This window comes from Pseudomonadota bacterium, assembly GCA_026388255.1.
GTDB lineage: Bacteria > Desulfobacterota > Syntrophorhabdia > Syntrophorhabdales > Syntrophorhabdaceae > JAPLKB01.
This window is the reverse complement of the sequence record JAPLKC010000036.1, coordinates 1-16,536: the sequence shown is the minus strand read 5'-3', so window position 1 is coordinate 16,536 and position 16,536 is coordinate 1. Positions and strand designations below refer to the sequence as shown.

Here is a 16,536-nt window from a genome sequence, read left to right as displayed (position 1 = left end):
CAAGCGTAGGCGCACTTAAACAGTGCGTCGAGGAACCGATGACGAAGCCAACGATGATAGCGCTTTGATCTGGAAATGGAATCAAACCCTGATTGCCCCTTCAGGACACATCTCCTGGCAGCAATAACAACGTATACACTTCTTGTAATCGAACAAAACGGCTTTTTCATCAACAAAAAGGGCACCTGCAGGGCACACATTCGCACATATCCCGCATCCTTTGCATAGGCCTTTTTTTAATTTAGGTTTTTTGATAAAGACGTTTTTTAACACTCTCTTTGCCATATCGGGGAGATTCCAGTTAATGTCCATTGTTCCGGGCAGTTGAAAGTCATCCGCAAAGGAAACTGGAAGACCTGCACAGATCGTCTTGTAATCGGGCACCATACCATGCTCTTTGGCCTTTGAAGTTATGGGAAGAGGAAACGGTATGCCTGCAAGCTGCTCTATATAGTGATCCAGGGCAAATGCATTTTTGCTCAAAGCAACTATACCCATATTTCTTATCCTGCCGCTGCCCGGTCCGTCTCCATCCATACCGATAATTCCGTCAATAATCGTTATCGAAGGCTTCACAATATTGTGAATATCTATAAGCATTGATGCAAAGATCATTCTGTCTGTCCCGGCCTTCAGGTGCCACTTTGCCTTATCAAGGGCATGTATGAAACCAAAGGTGTTTTTCACTCCCAGGGTAAGCCCCATCATTACATGGGTCTTCAACTTGGGAAGGTTTATAATTATTTCAAAATTATCAGGGTCTTCGCCCAGGATAAACTCTCTGTAAGGCGAAATACCCTGATTTTTTTTTGTAATCTTTTTATTAAAAGAGAGTATTTTTAGACCACAATCCTTTGCTACTTCCATAATGCCTGATTTTATCAGGACTTTTTCTGTGGATTCATATCCCGGGCTATCCCCGATATAAACATCGCAGGAGGAGTCCAGCAATAATTCGGATATCGCCCTTACAAACTCCGGGCGGGTGGTTACAGCTTTTTCCGGCGACTTCCCGCTTAAAAGATTCGGCTTGAGCAGAACTCTCTGGTGCGCTGCCTTAATACCTACTTCACTGAAGCCATCATGGAAGAAATTCTTAAGCGTTTTAATATCGTAGGAATCACATCTCCCTGCTACTACCTTTTCCACAACAAATTCTCCATGATAAATCTAAATTTGAACCGTTTTTCTGGAATGAACTACCCCGGGGCGAGCCGCAGGGAATGTATCAGTAGTGATTCAACAATTAACATCCAAAATCGGCAATTTAAAATCTAAAATCCAAAACCCCTATTGCCCTTTTTCATCAAAAACAGCTTCAAGGAATCTCATACAAATACTGCCGTCTTTACCCTTCCAGCATATACTGTTTTCAGTATTATCGAGCTGATATATAACCACATAATTTTCCCTTTTGAAGTAAGTGCCTTCCTGACCATTTTTCCGATAATTTATAACAGATATATCATCTATAAATTCATGGAGTTTAATACCAAATCTTTCCTCAAATACCTTTTCATCACTGAATTTTTCATCACTGCTTATAAAGGAAAATTTGTCCCTGTCTTTGGCAAGATAGACAACTGTTTCCCCGAAGGGTCCGTAAACCTCCATCTGCAATCTATCGGGGTATTTCATTTTTAAAGACATGGAGCCTGAATATTTCATGTCCCTCCAGGACATATCAATATCGCAGAGCGCCTCTATGTACTCTATTTTGTCCGGCCATATTATGAATGTTTTACGGGGGATTAATGCACAGGATGAAAGGAAAATGAAGATACAAATAATTATAACTGTCTTTTTCACTTTCTTTTTTCTTCTATTGCCTTTATCTTCTTCTCTATGACCTGTTTCTTCTCCTCTTTGCTTTCCAGTTTCATGGATTTTTCAAAATACTCCATGGCCTTATCATACTCTTTCAGACTTGCAAAGACATCGCCGAGATGCTCGGCAATGGTCGGGTCGTCAGGCAGCCTCTGATGGGCCTTTAACAACTCATCCAGAGCCTTTTTATAATCGCCTTTTTTATAGTACACCCAGCCAATGCTGTCCATGATGTACCCATCGTCGGGTTTTTTTATAAGAGCCTTTTTTATCATCCCTTCAGCTTTATCAAGATTAGTACCTTTATCTGCCCATGTATAGCCTATGAAATTCAGAGCATTCGGGTAATCAGGATCAATTTTCAGCGTATCTTCCATATATAGCAATGCCTTATCGGTATTTCCACTTTTCTCGTACAACATACCAATCTGGTAAATAAGCTCAATGTTATTGGGATCGTGCCTCTTTGCTTCTTCCAGGACTTCAATGCTTTTTTGATAATCCGCCTTTTCTTCGTAAAGCGTCGAAAGCATTACATACAGGTCAATATTGTCTTTTTTGTTTTCGAGATAGTCCTTAAATCTACTTATTCCCTCTTCGACCAAACCCGTTTTAATGTACAGTAAGGTCATGGTCTTTATTGCGCTCTTAAATTCCTCCGAGCCGGGATCTATTTTTGTCAATTCATCAATAGCCCTCTTCATATCGCCTTTTTCTTTCAGGGCATAGGCAAGATACAATCTCAGCATATCGTTTTTTGGCGATGATGCAAGTAATATGTTGAACTCCCTTATTGCTTCATCATACCTGCCTTTTTCAAGATGCAACAGGCCGATCTTGCCTCTTACGGAAAGGTCTTCCCTGTCCACATCAGAGAGTTTTTCAAATTCATAAATCGCCTTGTCATACTCTTTCTGCCTGACAAAAATATTTGCAATTTTTGTTCTCGCTTTTTTATTAAGGGGGTCAAAAGCAATAACCATTTGATAATACTCTATAGCTTTATTATGATTGTTCTCAATCTCATAAATAAGACCAAGATCCAAAAATGCAGGCTCAAAATTAGGTTTTAACTCAATAACCCTGTTGTAATATTTTTTTGCTTCTTCATAGTCCTTTAATTCAGCTTTCAACCTACCAATATAATAGAGTGTTATGATATTGTCATTATCATAGGATATGATTTTATCATATATTTTAATAGCCCCTTCGTTATTCTTTTCATTTATATACAGAGAACCCAGGTGCAGATATGCTTCGGTATCTTCAGCATTGATGGCGATACATTTTTCATACATCGTCTTTGCCTTGCTGACTTCCCCTTTTGCAGAGTATATGCCTCCAAGTAAAATAAGGGCGTTACGATTCTTTTCGTTCAGTACGATTGCTTCCTCAAGCAGCTTCTCTGCATTGTCAAGTTCGCCTTTTCTGATATATGAAAAAGATAATTCCGATCTGATATCGGAAGAATCAGGATTAAGATGAAGCGCAGACTTGTAATATTCTATGGCATCTTCATACTTGCCCTGTGTCTCACTTCTGTATCCTTTTAAAAAAAAGAGGATAGACGAAGAATAATCACTTGCAAGCAGGGATAAAGGGATGAACAACACGGATATATAAATAAAGAGTTTTTTCATAATACCTGATAATAACATACAAGCCTTGCAAAATCTATTATCGTATAAGATTTCCAATCCTCGACCATCTTATGTATCCAAGTACATTGTCCGGCTTACCATTCAAAGAAAAATACAATATGAGCGCCCTTCCCACAAGATGATCCTTGGTAACAACACCCCAGTACCTGCTGTCAAGACTTCTGTCTCTGTTGTCACCCATCACGAAATAGGCATTCCCGGGCACTTTGTATGGTCCGAAATTGTCCCTCGGATTAATATGTTCAGGCAGGATCACGGTGGTAGAATAATGCCCCCATTTGTCTTCTGTCTTCTTTCCATTTATATAAATCACCTTATCCTTGATCGCTATCGTATCCCCTTCGGTTGCAATGACCCTCTTAATAAAATCTTTGTCAGGGTCGACAGGATAACGAAAGACTACCACATCCCCCTTTTTAGGGTCTCCGATGTTAAAAATCACCTTATCCGTAAAGGGAATCTTCATCACATAGCTTAACCTGTTGACAAGAAGATGGTCGCCTATAAGGAGGGTCGGCTCCATAGAGCTTGAGGGTATCCTGAATGCCTGGAGGAAAAAACTCCTTACAAAAAATGCTATAATTGCTGCGATAATTAACGATTCAACATATTCCCTTGTCTTACTCTTTGTTTTCATTTTTGTTGTTTCCGTGTTTATACCTTTTGTATTTTTCACTTTTCACCTTTTATTTTTTTACTTTTTTCTTTTCACCTTTTACTTTTTCACAGATTCTTACATCTTTTCAGGCGCTGACACGCCAAGGATATCAAGTCCGTACTTAATCACCTGCTGAAGCATGTAGATAAGCAATAACCTTGCAACAATAAGGTCTTTTTCGTTCTTTAAAATTCTTGTCTTATTATAATAACTGTGAAACTTACTCACCAGGTCTATAAGATAAAACGTTATTCTGTGTGGTTCAAGACTCCGAGCGCTCCCCTCCAGAATATCATAGAGATGAAGTATCGCTTTGATCAAATCAATCTCCTCTCTAACCGTTAAAAGATCAACCCTGACGGTGTCTTCTTTCCGTGCCTTATCATCATTTGCCGTTTGTCGCCCTGCTTTTATCTTCAGAGCATCAATATCTACGCCGTCTTCTTTAGCATTCCTGAAAATACTTGCAATCCTTGCATAGGCATATTGAACATAATATACAGGATTTTCGCTTGATGTTTTCTTCGCAAGATCAAGATCAAATTCGAGATGGGCATCGCTTTTACGCATCAAGAAGAAAAAGCGCGCAACATCCTTCCCTACTTCATCAAGAACCTCTCTGAGAGTAGTGAATTGTCCTGACCTCGTTGACATGCCCACCGGCTTTCCATTTTCAAGGAGGGTAACAAACTGGATAAGAAGAATCTTAAGATTTTCCTTACGCCACCCTGTAGCCTCTACCCCTGCCTTCATCCTCGGGATATACCCGTGGTGATCGGAACCCCATATATCTATGAGGATGTCGAAGGAACGGTTAAACTTGTCATTGTGATAGGCAATATCTGAAGCAAAGTATGTCTTCTCACCGTCAGACTTTATAAGCACCCTGTCCTCATCCTTCTCAAAAAGGCTTGTCCTGAACCAGAACGCCCCATCCTGCTCGTATGCATAGCCCTTTGTTTTGAGCGATTCCAGAGTTGCTTCGACAATGCCGTTCTTGTGCAGGGTTGTCTCGCTGAAATAGTTGTCAAAGAAGACACCGAAACTCTCAAGGTCGCCTTTAATCCCCTCCAATACCGTATCGCCGGCAAGTTTTGCAAAGAAATTTATCGCCTCTTTTCTATCTGTGGGAACGAGCAGTCCCTGTTTGTTTGCATTGGCTGCAATATCCTTAACATATGCCCCCTGATAAAAACGATCATCAAAAACAACATCCTCGCCCTTCAGTTCCTTCCAACGTGCATAAGTCGATTCGCCGAGGGTCTCTATCTGCTTGCCCGCATCGTTCACATAGTATTCTTTTACAACATTGTAGCCGGTCTTCTTTAATATGTTCGCAAGCACATCACCTACAACAGCCCCCCTCCCATGCCCTATATGAAGCGGTCCCGTCGGATTGGAACTCACAAACTCCATAAGTACCTTTTTGCCTTTCCCCACGTCGGGTATGAAGGCTTCCAGTCCATTGCTATATATCTCCGAGAGTGCCTGTCGCCATATTTCATCTTTTACATAAAAATTTATAAACCCTTTTCCTGCAAGCTCAACCTTCTCGCACACATTATCAAAGTGCATATACCCGATGAGAATTTTTGCAATATCCTGAGGGCTCTTTCTGATTTTAGGGGCTAATAAAAAGGCAATGTTTGTGGAATAATCGCCAAACTCTTCTTCTCTGGGTATTTCTATGATAGGCTCTGTTTTAACATCGTAAGGCAAAATGCCTTCAGATTTACAGCTATTACATGCCTCATTTATTATCTCCACTACCCGTTTTCTTATCATCAGGTGTCTCCGTATGCTTAATAGATAGATCCTTTGTAAAATCAGGACATCTCAATGTTACGTCCTTACCTTTTAAAAACTTTTTCTGACAATTCTCTCTCCATGCACAGATTATGCAAAGCGCAGGTTCGTTAACCATCATGCTACCTTTATAATCTCCTTATAAAATTTCGGCTTCCTTTCTTTCATCAGCGGCCATTCCCTTCTGATATGTTTCAAATATTCAAAGTCGATATCTGCCAGCAAGATGCTGTCAACTGCCGCTGTCGGCCCTCCTATCAACTCCCCTTCCGGATTCACACAAAAGCTCATCCCGTAAAAATCAAGGACATCCTCGCTCCCTACCCTGTTTATCCTCATAATATACAACCCGTTCGTTATAGCATTTCCTGAAATAACCGTCTGCCATATATGCTGGGTCTTGAATGCACATGCTGTGGGCGAAAAAACTATTTCAGCACCTTTCAGGGCAAGGACGCGCGTGCTCTCAGGGTACAGGTTGTCCCATGATATCTGAACCCCGAGCTTTCCATACTTCGTGCCAAAGACAGGCAAGCCCTTATCACCTGTGGAAAAATAATACTTCTCTTCCCATAATGGTATATCAGGGATATGGATTTTTCTGTATACCCCGGAAATTTTACCGTCAGCATTTATAACCACACAACTATTAAAGAAGCGTGATTTATACCTTTCGAATATAGGCAGCAGGATTACCGCATCTGCTTTTTTTGCTTTCTTCTTAAAAATACTGACAATCTTGTTTCTTTTGTCATCTGCTAATAAAAAAGCATTTTCGTCTTTGCCCTTTGGGAACCAATACTGGTTGAACATTTCCTGAAAACATATAATCCGTGCCCCTTCTTTGGAGGCTACATCCATGATTTTCAGGGCCTTTTCAATATTACTTTCCTTATCCTCAGAACACGCAAATTGAATGCCGGCTATCTTCATATTCCTTAACCTGTATTATTTTATTTATTATGTAGATTATGCACCTTCGGGCAAAAATCGCATCATACACAGAAAAATATCTGCTTTATATTTCATTGTTTGCGCTTTTTGCATTATTACGTCAAAACTAACAGATGAAATTGAGGCATGTCAAGGAAAAATACCGATAAGCCATAATCCGCCAGATGTAACATAAGGAAATGCTCAATGCCGCTCATCAGCTTTCATATTGAGGAAAGACAAAATATGGCATAAATTCTATCCTCAAGCTCAAGCAATCCGGTGTTGAAAGTAAGGTTATGCTATTCTGTGATAATCCAAGAATTCAGCATTGCCTTTGCAATGCCTAAAAATTCGTCATATTGTGTTATTGGAGAGGTGTAAAACCAGGCGTGGAATGCCTCTCCCTTTGGTCTTGGAAGCACAATAATCCACTGTCTGAATCTCTCTCCATCTCTTATGTATTCCACAATAAAATGCTTCCCAATGAGTTGCATACTGCCTTTTGAATAAGGAAAAGGTTCGATGCCGGATCTTTTGAATTCTTTTGCCGTTTCTAATTGGTTTAACAAGTCACTTACTACGGCATCCACATTCTGGTATTTACCTACTTTCGCCTTTGTGGAAAGCAGATTTTGGATACTCACGGTGGAAAAATATGCCTTTGTACCCGATAGCCCACTGAATACAAAGGTAGTACCGGATTTAGCATATGTCCAGTCATAGGGATATTCTATGTTATAGCCAGCCCCTTGTTCCTGAAATAGTTTCATTGAGGACACTCTTCCAGTAAGTTCCTGTGCGCGGACGAATGAAATCGAGAACAAACAATATATAAGAACTGAAGAAAGACATATATATAACGTTTTTTTCACTATTTACCTCCGGTTGGTATGCTTGATTATAGCAAGGAACATGGAACATCAGGCAAAAAATGCAATAGCCTGGAAACAGGAAGTCAGCATTATTCAGGAGTCAGAATCCGGAATAAAATCTCAAATAAATTATTCTGACTCCTGAATTATCCATTCCTTATTTCATCTAATAGTTTTCAGCCATTACCTCATAGTGTGCCATCGGATGAGCACAGGCAGGACACTCTTTCGGCGCTTCCATTCCTTCATGAATATATCCGCAATTTCTGCATCTCCATTTAACAACCTTTTCTTTTTTAAACACCTCGTTGTTTTCAATGTTTTTTAGAAGGGCAAGGTATCTTTTTTCATGCCCCTGCTCAACAGTTGTTATAGCCCTGATCACAGTCGCTATTTCGCTGAATCCTTCCTTTTCGGCAACATCGGCAAACTCAGGATATAATGTTGTATATTCAAGGTTTTCCCCTGCAGCAGCCTCTCTCAGATTCTCTTTTGTATCGGCTATGACGCCTGCAGGAAATGTCGCGGTAATCTCCACATCCCCACCCTGGAGGAAATTAAAGAATCTCTTTGCATGTTCCTTTTCATTTTCGGCAGTATCTGTAAAAAACCAGGATATCTGTTCATACCCTTCTTTCTTTGCCTGGGAAGCAAAATAGGTGTATCTGTTTCTTGCCTGTGATTCACCGGAAAAGGCCTTAAGCAGGTTTTTCTCTGTTTCTGTTCCTTTTAAACTCTTCATGTAGTTGTCCTCCCCTAATCTATGCTTTCCAAAGTCCATGCATATTGCAATATTCCCGAGCAGTTATCTCTTCGCCTTTTACGGGAAAAAAAGCTTCGGGCACGCCTCCGGGGGACAGGAATTGACGATAAGCCTTCCCGTCTATAACAACCTCAACCCATTCTATATAGTGTTTTTCCTCCATAGGATGAGCCACACTTCCTACCTTCACCATAATGCCGTCCTGAGTCTTTTCAATAACCGGGACGTGTTTCTCGCGTGAGGCATCAACTGTATTTTCTTTAATGAGCGTCATAGGCTTATTGCAGCAAACAAGCTCGCCCTTACCGGCATGAATAACCTCAACAATATTCCCACATATTTCACATTTGTATATCTCTAATCTTTCCGCCATAAAAACCTCCTTATCTTTTAATATGAAGTCTGTTAAAACCATAACTGATCTTATGAAACTAATACACAGATATGCTGATGTCAACCTGCAAACGGTTGCCTTCTCTTTGCAAAACATTTTACCTCTGTTCCATTACATCACCCTTGCGCGACGCTGTGATCTTATCGGGACACCTGTACAAAAAAACGGGTCGGGCCAATCATGTTGCTTGCTATGCTCGCAATGAAACCATGATACACTGGACTTAGTTTCTGTGTTTTTTCTTAGTTTTTTCCTCATACATCAGAGTATCTGCGCGTGTGATAAGCTCATCGAGGGAAACAGGATTTTCATGGTCATATTGTGCCACACCTACACTTAAAGAGATTTTATATTTTGTTGTTTCAAGTTCGTTGTAAGCACTTAGAAGTGTTTGTAGACGATTAGCAAGTATCTTTTCAGTCTCATCATTCGTATCAATGGCAAGGACTGCAAACTCGTCTCCTCCCAGTCGGCCGATAACGTCTGTCTCTCTGAATGTATCTTTGAGAATGTGAGCAGTTTCAAGAAGAGCCACATCACCTTCCTGATGTCCTGATGTATCGTTGATCCATTTCAATTTGTCAAGGTCTGCAAAAAAGAGGAGCGCACTTTTCCTGGTCCTCTCAGCTAATTTCAACTGTTGCTGAGAAAGGACAAAGAAACCTCTTCTATTATATAATTCTGTAAGCTCATCCGTTATTGATAAGACCTTCAGTGTCTCTTCCAGTTGTTTACGCTCGGTGATGTCTCTATGATATGCGAGTGTTGCTGGTTCCCCATGGAATGTGACTCCGGCTGCAGAGACTTCAATATAGATTGGAGTACCGTCCTTGCGGATTCCTTTGAATTCGTATTTTGAGGGGACTTGCTCGCCTCTTTGCCGCTTTCGATTACGCTCCGTAACCATCTCCCGATCATCCGGGTGTACTGTGAGAGAGAGGTTCTTTCCTAAGGCCTCCTCAGGTTTGTCATAGCCATATATTTCCAGGAATTTCCTGTTAACGTATATGTGGAGGCCATCCCTGAGAAGAGTTACCCCATCGTTGGAGGCTTCTATTGCTATTCGGTACCGTTCTTCTGATTCCATCAGTCTTTCTTCAGCCAGTTTGCGCCCGGTGATATCCACGACAAATAACAGCACTCCATTGATGTTTCCCTTGCCATCCCGGATGGGAATATTGTCGGTCTGTACCCATATTTTCTCTCCGCCGGCAATTTGCATCTTTTCCACAATGCCAACCTTGGACAAGCCTGAATTAATGACTTCCAGATCGTCCTGGTAATACTTCTCGGCCTCGTCAGGGAAAAGATCATAGGCGCTCCTCCCTTCTACCTCACCGGTTAACATACCCAGGGCGGCAGCGGCAGACCGGTTGGCCCGGATAAAGTTGTTTTGCGTATCCTTTTGCCAGATCATAGCAGGCACAGAATCAAAGACCATCTGGTAATCAGCAGATAGCTTGCGCAGCAGTGCCGTTTTTTGTTTGAGATCAATCTCTGATTTTTCCAACTCTGCAACTCGATGACTTAAATTAGAAAATTCATTCAATAGTTGTTCTTTACTCTTATCATTGTCTTCTACCACCATACAGACCCCTAAAAATAACAATTATCTTTGGAATTATACAACCTTTTTGGAATCATTGCTATTTATACAGTATGTTCTTTGTATTGACACATTTTTTATACCTTAATGGCCATATCATCTACCTTGCCAATGGCATTACGAAATATCGTTTGCGCCTCACGGATTCTATGAATTGCAGTGAATAGTGAATAGTCGTTAGTGAATAGTAAAATAAATTCAGGGGCAACCTCTAACAGTTTATTCACTGTCTACTGCCCCTACAACCCGCAACTTGTCTTTTCCCGCTTCACGTCAGCTTCCTTTGCGGCTATCCTCGCTTCGCGGGGGCTTCGCGGGTTCTCTTACTTCCCGGTTTTTCCCGCTTCCCAAGTCCGCTTATCTTTTCCACTATTCGCCATTCACTGTCTTTCTCACACCTGTGGCGGTCTTTTCTTGCCGTATGGGATTTTGGGCATCTGCTGCTGGACATAATCACAGAAAACCTGAAGTTCATAGAGATATTTTTCAACATCTTCCCGTATATAGGTTCCAAGGCCTTTATCAAAATCCGTCCTAATGAATACCAGGCCTTTAACCTGCTTTTTAACGGATTTGGGTTTTGTATTATTCGGGTCAGGTTTAGCTTTTTTGTATGCTATGAGTCTGCTTTCCAGAGTTTTATAGGTCACCGGTGTTTTTAAAATGTCGGTAAATATTTGCATGAGATCAGGACAATCAAGATTGGAAGCAAAGAGGTAACCCTGAGAAACAGGGATATTTCCTGCCGAAATTGCTGTCTGAATTTCAGGAGAAAGTTTTAAAAGTGAAATTGTGCGGAATAAGGTAGGATAAGACTTTGCAGAGATTTGAGTAATTACATTCAATGTGAATGTAATTTCGTCTGATAGGTTTTCGGGTCTAAGCTGAATCTCCACCAGTATATTCATCACCCCATCCACATCATACTCTTTTCCAGGATGTTCTGTAAGTTGAAGGGCTATGGTATCACCCAATTCCTTACCTGCTTCTATAACCCGTATTGGTACGGATTCAAACCCTAATTGCCGGGCGGCCATCAGACGTCTCTCCCCGCAAATGAGGACATATGTCACATCATCCTGTCCGGTTACAATAAGCGGTTCTAAGATGCCTTTGTCTTTAATCGACTGCGTGAGCGATTTGAACGAGTCTGTTTCGATATCAATGTTTGATCTCACCTGTTCCAGCACTACAATCTTGTCTACGGAAATGTACAAGAACTCAAGATTTACAGTTGTCTTCTTCGTTGCCATAATTACCCCCTCTTTATTATTTCAGTGAATAGTCGTAACCTATTCACCGCTTTCGTAACCATTCACTATCTACTATTCACTGCCTTTAATCCTCCTTGATGTCGCTATTTATTGTAGATATTTAGAAACAATGTGTCAAGACATTTACGAGCTTCTTGCAGGGAATACTGGCAACCCTGAACTCTTTGCGTCGAGTATTTCAGAACGGGATTTGTTTTATTTGGAATTAGGTAGTACAACCACCTAAACAGCCTTACAAAGTTTGAAAAACATTAATTACCACATTTAGATTCACTTCTGAATATTTTTAAAAGAAGAGAACGGATACAACCTAATTGATTTTCTGATGTTTATTCTATATGCTCTGAATAGAGTCAAACAATGAAAGATTATCCGGACAGTGAAACAATATCAGGTCAATCATTAAATATCCTTGTCGTGGATGATGAGATTAATATCCGGAAAACCTTGTCCATTTGTCTTGAGGCAGAGGGACACAGGGTTGTTACCGTAAGCAGTTTTGAGGATGCCCTGCAAGAAACTTCGAGGACATCTTTTGATCTTGCATTTATAGACCTCCGGCTTGGCGTTAATGACGGCCTTGATCTCATCTCTCCCTTACTAGCTGCAACGCCATGGATTAAGATCATCGTCATTACCGCCTATGCTTCCATTGATACGGCGGTTGAGGCTATGAGACGGGGAGCTACAAATTATATTCCGAAGCCCTTCACCCCAGCTCAGGTCAGAATGGCGGTTCGTAAGGCCTTTGAAATGCAGACACTCGAACACCGGGTTGCTGTGCTTCAGGAAGATCTGGAACGTTCACGTCCCGAAATAGATTTTTCAAGTAAGAGTACGGTTATGCAAAATGCAATAAATCTGGCACACAGGGCAGCTTCATCAAATGCTATCATACTCCTATGTGGAGAAAGCGGAACAGGCAAAACTGTGCTTGCACGTTCTGTTCATTCCTGGAGCGACCGCGCCGATAAACCCTTCGGCGTTGTCTCCTGTCCATCCTTCTCCTCGGAGCTTCTGGAAAGCGAGCTTTTCGGACATGTGAAGGGGGCATTTACAGGCGCTGTCAGAGACAACCCCGGGCGTATTGCATCGTGCGAGAAGGGTACGCTTTTTCTTGACGAAATAGGCGATCTTCCCATCTCTCTTCAGCCGAAGCTCTTGCGTTTTCTTCAGGAAAGGGAATATGAACGCGTTGGTGATTATATAACCCGTAAGGCAAATGTACGGATCATAGCCGCAACAAACATGGATCTGGAACAGGCAGTAAATGACGGTAAATTCCGGGAAGACCTATTTTACAGGCTCAATGTTATTCAGATAGAAATTCCTCCGCTACGCGAACGCCCGGACGATATTGCCACCCTGGCAGAAAAACTGTTGACATTCTACAGCAGAGCAAACCATCGGTCGTTTCTCGGTTTCACAGATGAGGCGCTCCGGCTGCTCAAACAATATCACTGGCCGGGTAACGTGAGAGAGCTGAACAATGTCATTGAGCGAACAGCCATCCTTTGTCGGAATAACCGCATCGACATCAAGTCCCTTCCTGCGAATCTCATCCAGGGCAATGCGGCTCCCGGTATTGGCGACCCGATTGCCTTAGATAAAATCGAGGAACAGCATATCCGCCGGGTTCTTACAACGGCAAAATCTCTTCAGGAAGCAGCCGGAATTCTCGGTGTCGATCAGACAACACTCTGGCGACGACGCAAGAAGTACGGGATCTGACCCGCCACATACTTTGGGTACGTTGAGGCTGCGTGGTTGTTGCCTGAGTACATGCTGTGCGGTTTTTGCCGGCAGCACCGAAATTTCCTGTAACAGAGTTTGTGCAAGCCATGCTTATAAACACAACACTTCTTTCCAAAATAATTTAGATAATTTCCCCTGTATTGTCTTTTTTGATAGGCGAGAGTATAATACCAAAGAAATGGAAAAATAGATGGTCGTATACGAATTGTTGCCATGAAAGAATATACACAGGTCCTGCGCTTTAATTTAATTGGGGATCACATGCATAGCAGACTGAATATTTACAAACAGGAGGAAGTATGATTTTAAAAACAAAGCTCTCATTAGGCATAGGTTTTTTATTTCTGATTGTTTTCACTCTTGCCGGTTTTTGTTCCTATTATGTTGGCAGATTGGGTCTGGATTCTAACAATATCTTAAAAGATAACTACAATTCTATTGTTTATTCCAGAAATATGCTTTCTGCTCTTGACGATATGAAAACTTCGATAAGCAGCGTCATGTATAATACAAAGCATGCTGGAAAAATTTCTAATTATTACCTAAAGCTTTTCGAATCAGGAAGAAATGTATTTGAGACTAATTTAAAAGCGGAAAACAACAACATAACAGAAATACACGAGAAAGAATATGTCGAAAGACTCAACCATGATTATGAAATGTTTTTGAAGCTTCGTCTTCAGATAAAGAGCGGATTGGGCGGAAGTTCGGTTTATTTTAGCGATTTTCTGCCAGCCTGCGAAAAGATAAAGCAATCCATCAACAATATTTATGACGTAAACATGCAGGCGGTAGTGCGCAAAAACCAGTTGGCAAAGCATGATTCTGCCAACTTTCTCACCTCTATGGCTATAATAGGGTCATTCTGCATACTGTTGGCATTGGGATATTTTTGGTATTTCCCAGTCTATATTTCCACCACCCTTAGCTATCTCTCGGAAAGAATGGGAAATTTGCTGAAGAACAGCGGCATTGCTTTTGACATAAAGACAAACGATGAGGCTTATATAATACTGCAAGCCATAAACTTACTTGAAAATAAATTGGACGTGAAAAAAGAGGACACGCACAACAATATAGAGTAGGTAGTAAGGACAGTACAGTTAAGACATGATGCGCCTTGCAATTTGCAATAGATTTTTCTCTGGTTCATTGAGAAATGCAATGCCCGGTCTTGCTTCATCTTTAAAATAACTATCAATGTCAATTAGTTATAATTTATAACCCTCCGGCACGATCCTTGCTTTAATAATACACAAGTGGAGGTATAACAATGCTGGGAATTCGTCAAAAACTGTCTCTCGGGTTCGGTGGTCTCTTGCTCATCATGATGGTGATCGGGATTCAGGGCATCCTGCACCTTTCCCGATTGGGAGAGTCTATTGATGTAATATTGCGGGAAAACTACCGCAGCGTCATTGCATGTCAGGAAATGAAAGAAGCTCTGGAACGGATCGACAGCGGGATTCTTTTTACGTTGCTGGGAGATGCGGAAAAGGGAAAAGAGCTTATCAATAAAAACCTGATTGTCTTTGAGAAGGCGCTTCAGACTGAATTAAATAATATTACCATACCCGGAGAAGATAAAAAGGCAGTTCTTCTTCAGGAGATTTTCAAGCAGTATAAAAAAGGCCTTGAGAGCATAGAGGACAAAAGCACGCCGCCTGCTTTCAGGCGTAATGTTTACTTCAGGGATCTTCTCCCCGCGTTCCAGCAGATTAAGGATAAAGCCGATGAAATTCTTCAGATGAATCAGCAGAACATGAGCGATGCCAACAACCATGCCCGTAAAAATGCGGCAAATGCCCGAAGGCAAATGTATATTCTCCTCTTCGTAGGCATTATCACAGCATCAGGATTCGTGTATTTCACTGGCCGATGGATTCTCCGTCCCATTAACCGTCTTATAAAATCCACCAATGAGATCGGACGGGGGAATCTTGATCTTATTGTGCAAAGCAGCTCACACGATGAAATAGGTTATCTTTCCGAGTCTTTTAATGCAATGACGGCAAACCTCCGTGAATTCCGCCGCTCAGACCAGGCCAGACTCCTTAGAATACAACAGGCCACACAGCAGGCATTCAACAGTCTTCCCGATGCCATTGCCGTTATAGATTTCGATGGCCGGGTAGAATTGGCAACAGCATCGGCAAGAGACATATTCGGATTAAAACCGGATATCAGGATACAGGACATACAGTTTCATCTTATTACGGATATCTTTAAGGCTGCCCTGAAAAGCGGGCATATTACAGTTCCGGAAAACGGAAAAACGATAATCCAGCAATTTGTAAAAGGGGAAGAACATTTCTTTCGGCCTGAAGCAATGCCTATCAAAGATGTTAAAGGACAGCCCACCGGCGTTATGCTGGCGCTCAAAGATGTTACGCAGTTGAGGCAACAGGACGAACTGAAAAAAGGAATCATATCGACGGTATCGCATCAGTTGAAGACACCCCTCACATCCATTCGCATGGCAATCCATTTGCTGCTCGAAGAGAATGAAAGCCTGGGGCACCTCACTGATAAACAGGTTGAACTCTTACTCGTGGCAAGAGAAGACAGCGACAGGCTTCATGACATACTCAGCAGTCTCCTCGATATCAGCCGTATGGAATCGGGAAAGGTCACCATGCATTTTCAGACAATCTCTCCCAATACAATTGTCCTTGATGCTGTCGATATCTATACGCTGTCAGCACATGACAGAGGGATAGATCTTCGGACAGAACTTTCCCGTGACCTGCCTGAAGTCTGGGCAGATCCCATGCAGATAAACCAGGTTTTTTCCAACCTCCTGGGAAACGCGCTGCGGTATACTAATCCGGGTGGAACAATTACTGTCTCCGCCTCTGCAGACAACCGATGGGTCTTTTTCAAAGTTTCCGATACCGGCAGGGGCATTCCTGCAGAATATCTTGACAGACTCTTCGAACAATTCTTCCGTGTTCCGAAACAAAAAAAGGAAACCGGCGCAGGAC

General features: G+C 41.7%; 16 protein-coding genes. 3 read left to right on the top strand and 13 right to left on the bottom strand.

All coding sequences use genetic code 11. The features are described 5' to 3' along the window. Positions 1-81: 81 nt before the first annotated feature. The 13 genes from NT178_03945 to NT178_03885 form a co-directional block, all read right to left on the bottom strand. Positions 82-1,149 carry a DUF362 domain-containing protein gene (locus NT178_03945; GenBank protein MCX5811680.1) on the bottom strand — a complete coding sequence of 356 codons (1,068 nt, stop codon included), beginning with the start codon at positions 1,147-1,149 and terminating at the stop codon, positions 82-84. A 141-nt stretch (positions 1,150-1,290) separates the two neighbouring features. Further along, entirely contained in the window at positions 1,291-1,809 is a 519-nt protein-coding gene (locus NT178_03940; GenBank protein MCX5811679.1) for a hypothetical protein, read from the bottom strand. Then, a complete protein-coding gene (locus NT178_03935) occupies positions 1,806-3,467 on the bottom strand; it encodes a tetratricopeptide repeat protein (GenBank protein MCX5811678.1) in 1,662 nt (553 codons plus the stop codon). The genes NT178_03940 and NT178_03935 overlap by 4 nt, the downstream gene beginning before the upstream one ends. A gap of 37 nt (positions 3,468-3,504) precedes the next feature. Beyond that, entirely contained in the window at positions 3,505-4,125 is a 621-nt protein-coding gene (lepB, locus tag NT178_03930; protein ID MCX5811677.1) for a signal peptidase I, read from the bottom strand. Positions 4,126-4,221: 96 nt separating this feature from the next. Continuing rightward, positions 4,222-5,931, bottom strand: coding sequence for an arginine--tRNA ligase (gene argS / locus NT178_03925; GenBank protein MCX5811676.1), 1,710 nt, complete (start codon positions 5,929-5,931; stop codon positions 4,222-4,224). Next, positions 5,897-6,073 carry a hypothetical protein gene (locus NT178_03920; GenBank protein MCX5811675.1) on the bottom strand — a complete coding sequence of 59 codons (177 nt, stop codon included), beginning with the start codon at positions 6,071-6,073 and terminating at the stop codon, positions 5,897-5,899. The genes argS and NT178_03920 overlap by 35 nt, the downstream gene beginning before the upstream one ends. Next, a complete protein-coding gene (locus tag NT178_03915) occupies positions 6,070-6,885 on the bottom strand; it encodes a hypothetical protein (protein MCX5811674.1) in 816 nt (271 codons plus the stop codon). The genes NT178_03920 and NT178_03915 overlap by 4 nt, the downstream gene beginning before the upstream one ends. Before the next feature lie 302 nt (positions 6,886-7,187). After that, positions 7,188-7,658, bottom strand: a complete 471-nt coding sequence (locus NT178_03910) for a hypothetical protein (GenBank protein MCX5811673.1) — start codon at positions 7,656-7,658, stop codon at positions 7,188-7,190. A 268-nt stretch (positions 7,659-7,926) separates the two neighbouring features. Further along, entirely contained in the window at positions 7,927-8,502 is a 576-nt protein-coding gene (locus tag NT178_03905; GenBank protein MCX5811672.1) for a rubrerythrin family protein, read from the bottom strand. A gap of 19 nt (positions 8,503-8,521) precedes the next feature. Beyond that, a complete protein-coding gene (locus NT178_03900) occupies positions 8,522-8,896 on the bottom strand; it encodes a desulfoferrodoxin (GenBank protein MCX5811671.1) in 375 nt (124 codons plus the stop codon). 244 nt (positions 8,897-9,140) lie between these two features. After that, on the bottom strand, positions 9,141-10,505 hold the full coding sequence (locus NT178_03895) for a sensor domain-containing diguanylate cyclase (GenBank protein ID MCX5811670.1): 1,365 nt from the start codon (positions 10,503-10,505) through the stop codon (positions 9,141-9,143). Positions 10,506-10,600: 95 nt separating this feature from the next. Further along, positions 10,601-10,750 carry a hypothetical protein gene (locus NT178_03890; GenBank protein ID MCX5811669.1) on the bottom strand — a complete coding sequence of 50 codons (150 nt, stop codon included), beginning with the start codon at positions 10,748-10,750 and terminating at the stop codon, positions 10,601-10,603. Between the two features lie 165 nt (positions 10,751-10,915). After that, on the bottom strand, positions 10,916-11,776 hold the full coding sequence (locus NT178_03885) for a ParB/RepB/Spo0J family partition protein (protein ID MCX5811668.1): 861 nt from the start codon (positions 11,774-11,776) through the stop codon (positions 10,916-10,918). 381 nt (positions 11,777-12,157) lie between these two features. On the opposite strand from NT178_03885, the gene NT178_03880 reads away from it, so the two are divergent. The 3 genes from NT178_03880 to NT178_03870 all read left to right on the top strand — a co-directional run. After that, positions 12,158-13,528: a sigma-54 dependent transcriptional regulator gene (locus NT178_03880; protein ID MCX5811667.1), complete on the top strand. Its 1,371-nt coding sequence runs from the start codon at positions 12,158-12,160 to the stop codon at positions 13,526-13,528. Positions 13,529-13,851: 323 nt separating this feature from the next. Further along, entirely contained in the window at positions 13,852-14,637 is a 786-nt protein-coding gene (locus NT178_03875) for a hypothetical protein (protein ID MCX5811666.1), read from the top strand. A 188-nt stretch (positions 14,638-14,825) separates the two neighbouring features. Next, positions 14,826-16,536: ATP-binding protein (locus NT178_03870; protein MCX5811665.1), on the top strand; the 1,711-nt coding region annotated here is incomplete at its 3' end.

Excerpts from the sequence above, each read along its gene's own strand:
- NT178_03900 (MCX5811671.1), bottom strand. The coding sequence starts at position 8,896 with ATGGCGGAAAGATTAGAGATATACAAATGTGAAATATGTGGGAATATT.
- NT178_03910 (MCX5811673.1), bottom strand. The coding sequence starts at position 7,658 with ATGAAACTATTTCAGGAACAAGGGGCTGGCTATAACATAGAATATCCC.
- argS (MCX5811676.1), bottom strand. The coding sequence starts at position 5,931 with ATGATAAGAAAACGGGTAGTGGAGATAATAAATGAGGCATGTAATAGC.
- NT178_03915 (MCX5811674.1), bottom strand. The coding sequence starts at position 6,885 with ATGAAGATAGCCGGCATTCAATTTGCGTGTTCTGAGGATAAGGAAAGT.
- NT178_03920 (MCX5811675.1), bottom strand. The coding sequence starts at position 6,073 with ATGATGGTTAACGAACCTGCGCTTTGCATAATCTGTGCATGGAGAGAG.
- NT178_03905 (MCX5811672.1), bottom strand. The coding sequence starts at position 8,502 with ATGAAGAGTTTAAAAGGAACAGAAACAGAGAAAAACCTGCTTAAGGCC.
- NT178_03875 (MCX5811666.1), top strand. The coding sequence starts at position 13,852 with ATGATTTTAAAAACAAAGCTCTCATTAGGCATAGGTTTTTTATTTCTG.
- lepB (MCX5811677.1), bottom strand. The coding sequence starts at position 4,125 with ATGAAAACAAAGAGTAAGACAAGGGAATATGTTGAATCGTTAATTATC.
- NT178_03885 (MCX5811668.1), bottom strand. The coding sequence starts at position 11,776 with ATGGCAACGAAGAAGACAACTGTAAATCTTGAGTTCTTGTACATTTCC.
- NT178_03880 (MCX5811667.1), top strand. The coding sequence starts at position 12,158 with ATGAAAGATTATCCGGACAGTGAAACAATATCAGGTCAATCATTAAAT.
- NT178_03935 (MCX5811678.1), bottom strand. The coding sequence starts at position 3,467 with ATGAAAAAACTCTTTATTTATATATCCGTGTTGTTCATCCCTTTATCC.
- NT178_03895 (MCX5811670.1), bottom strand. The coding sequence starts at position 10,505 with ATGGTGGTAGAAGACAATGATAAGAGTAAAGAACAACTATTGAATGAA.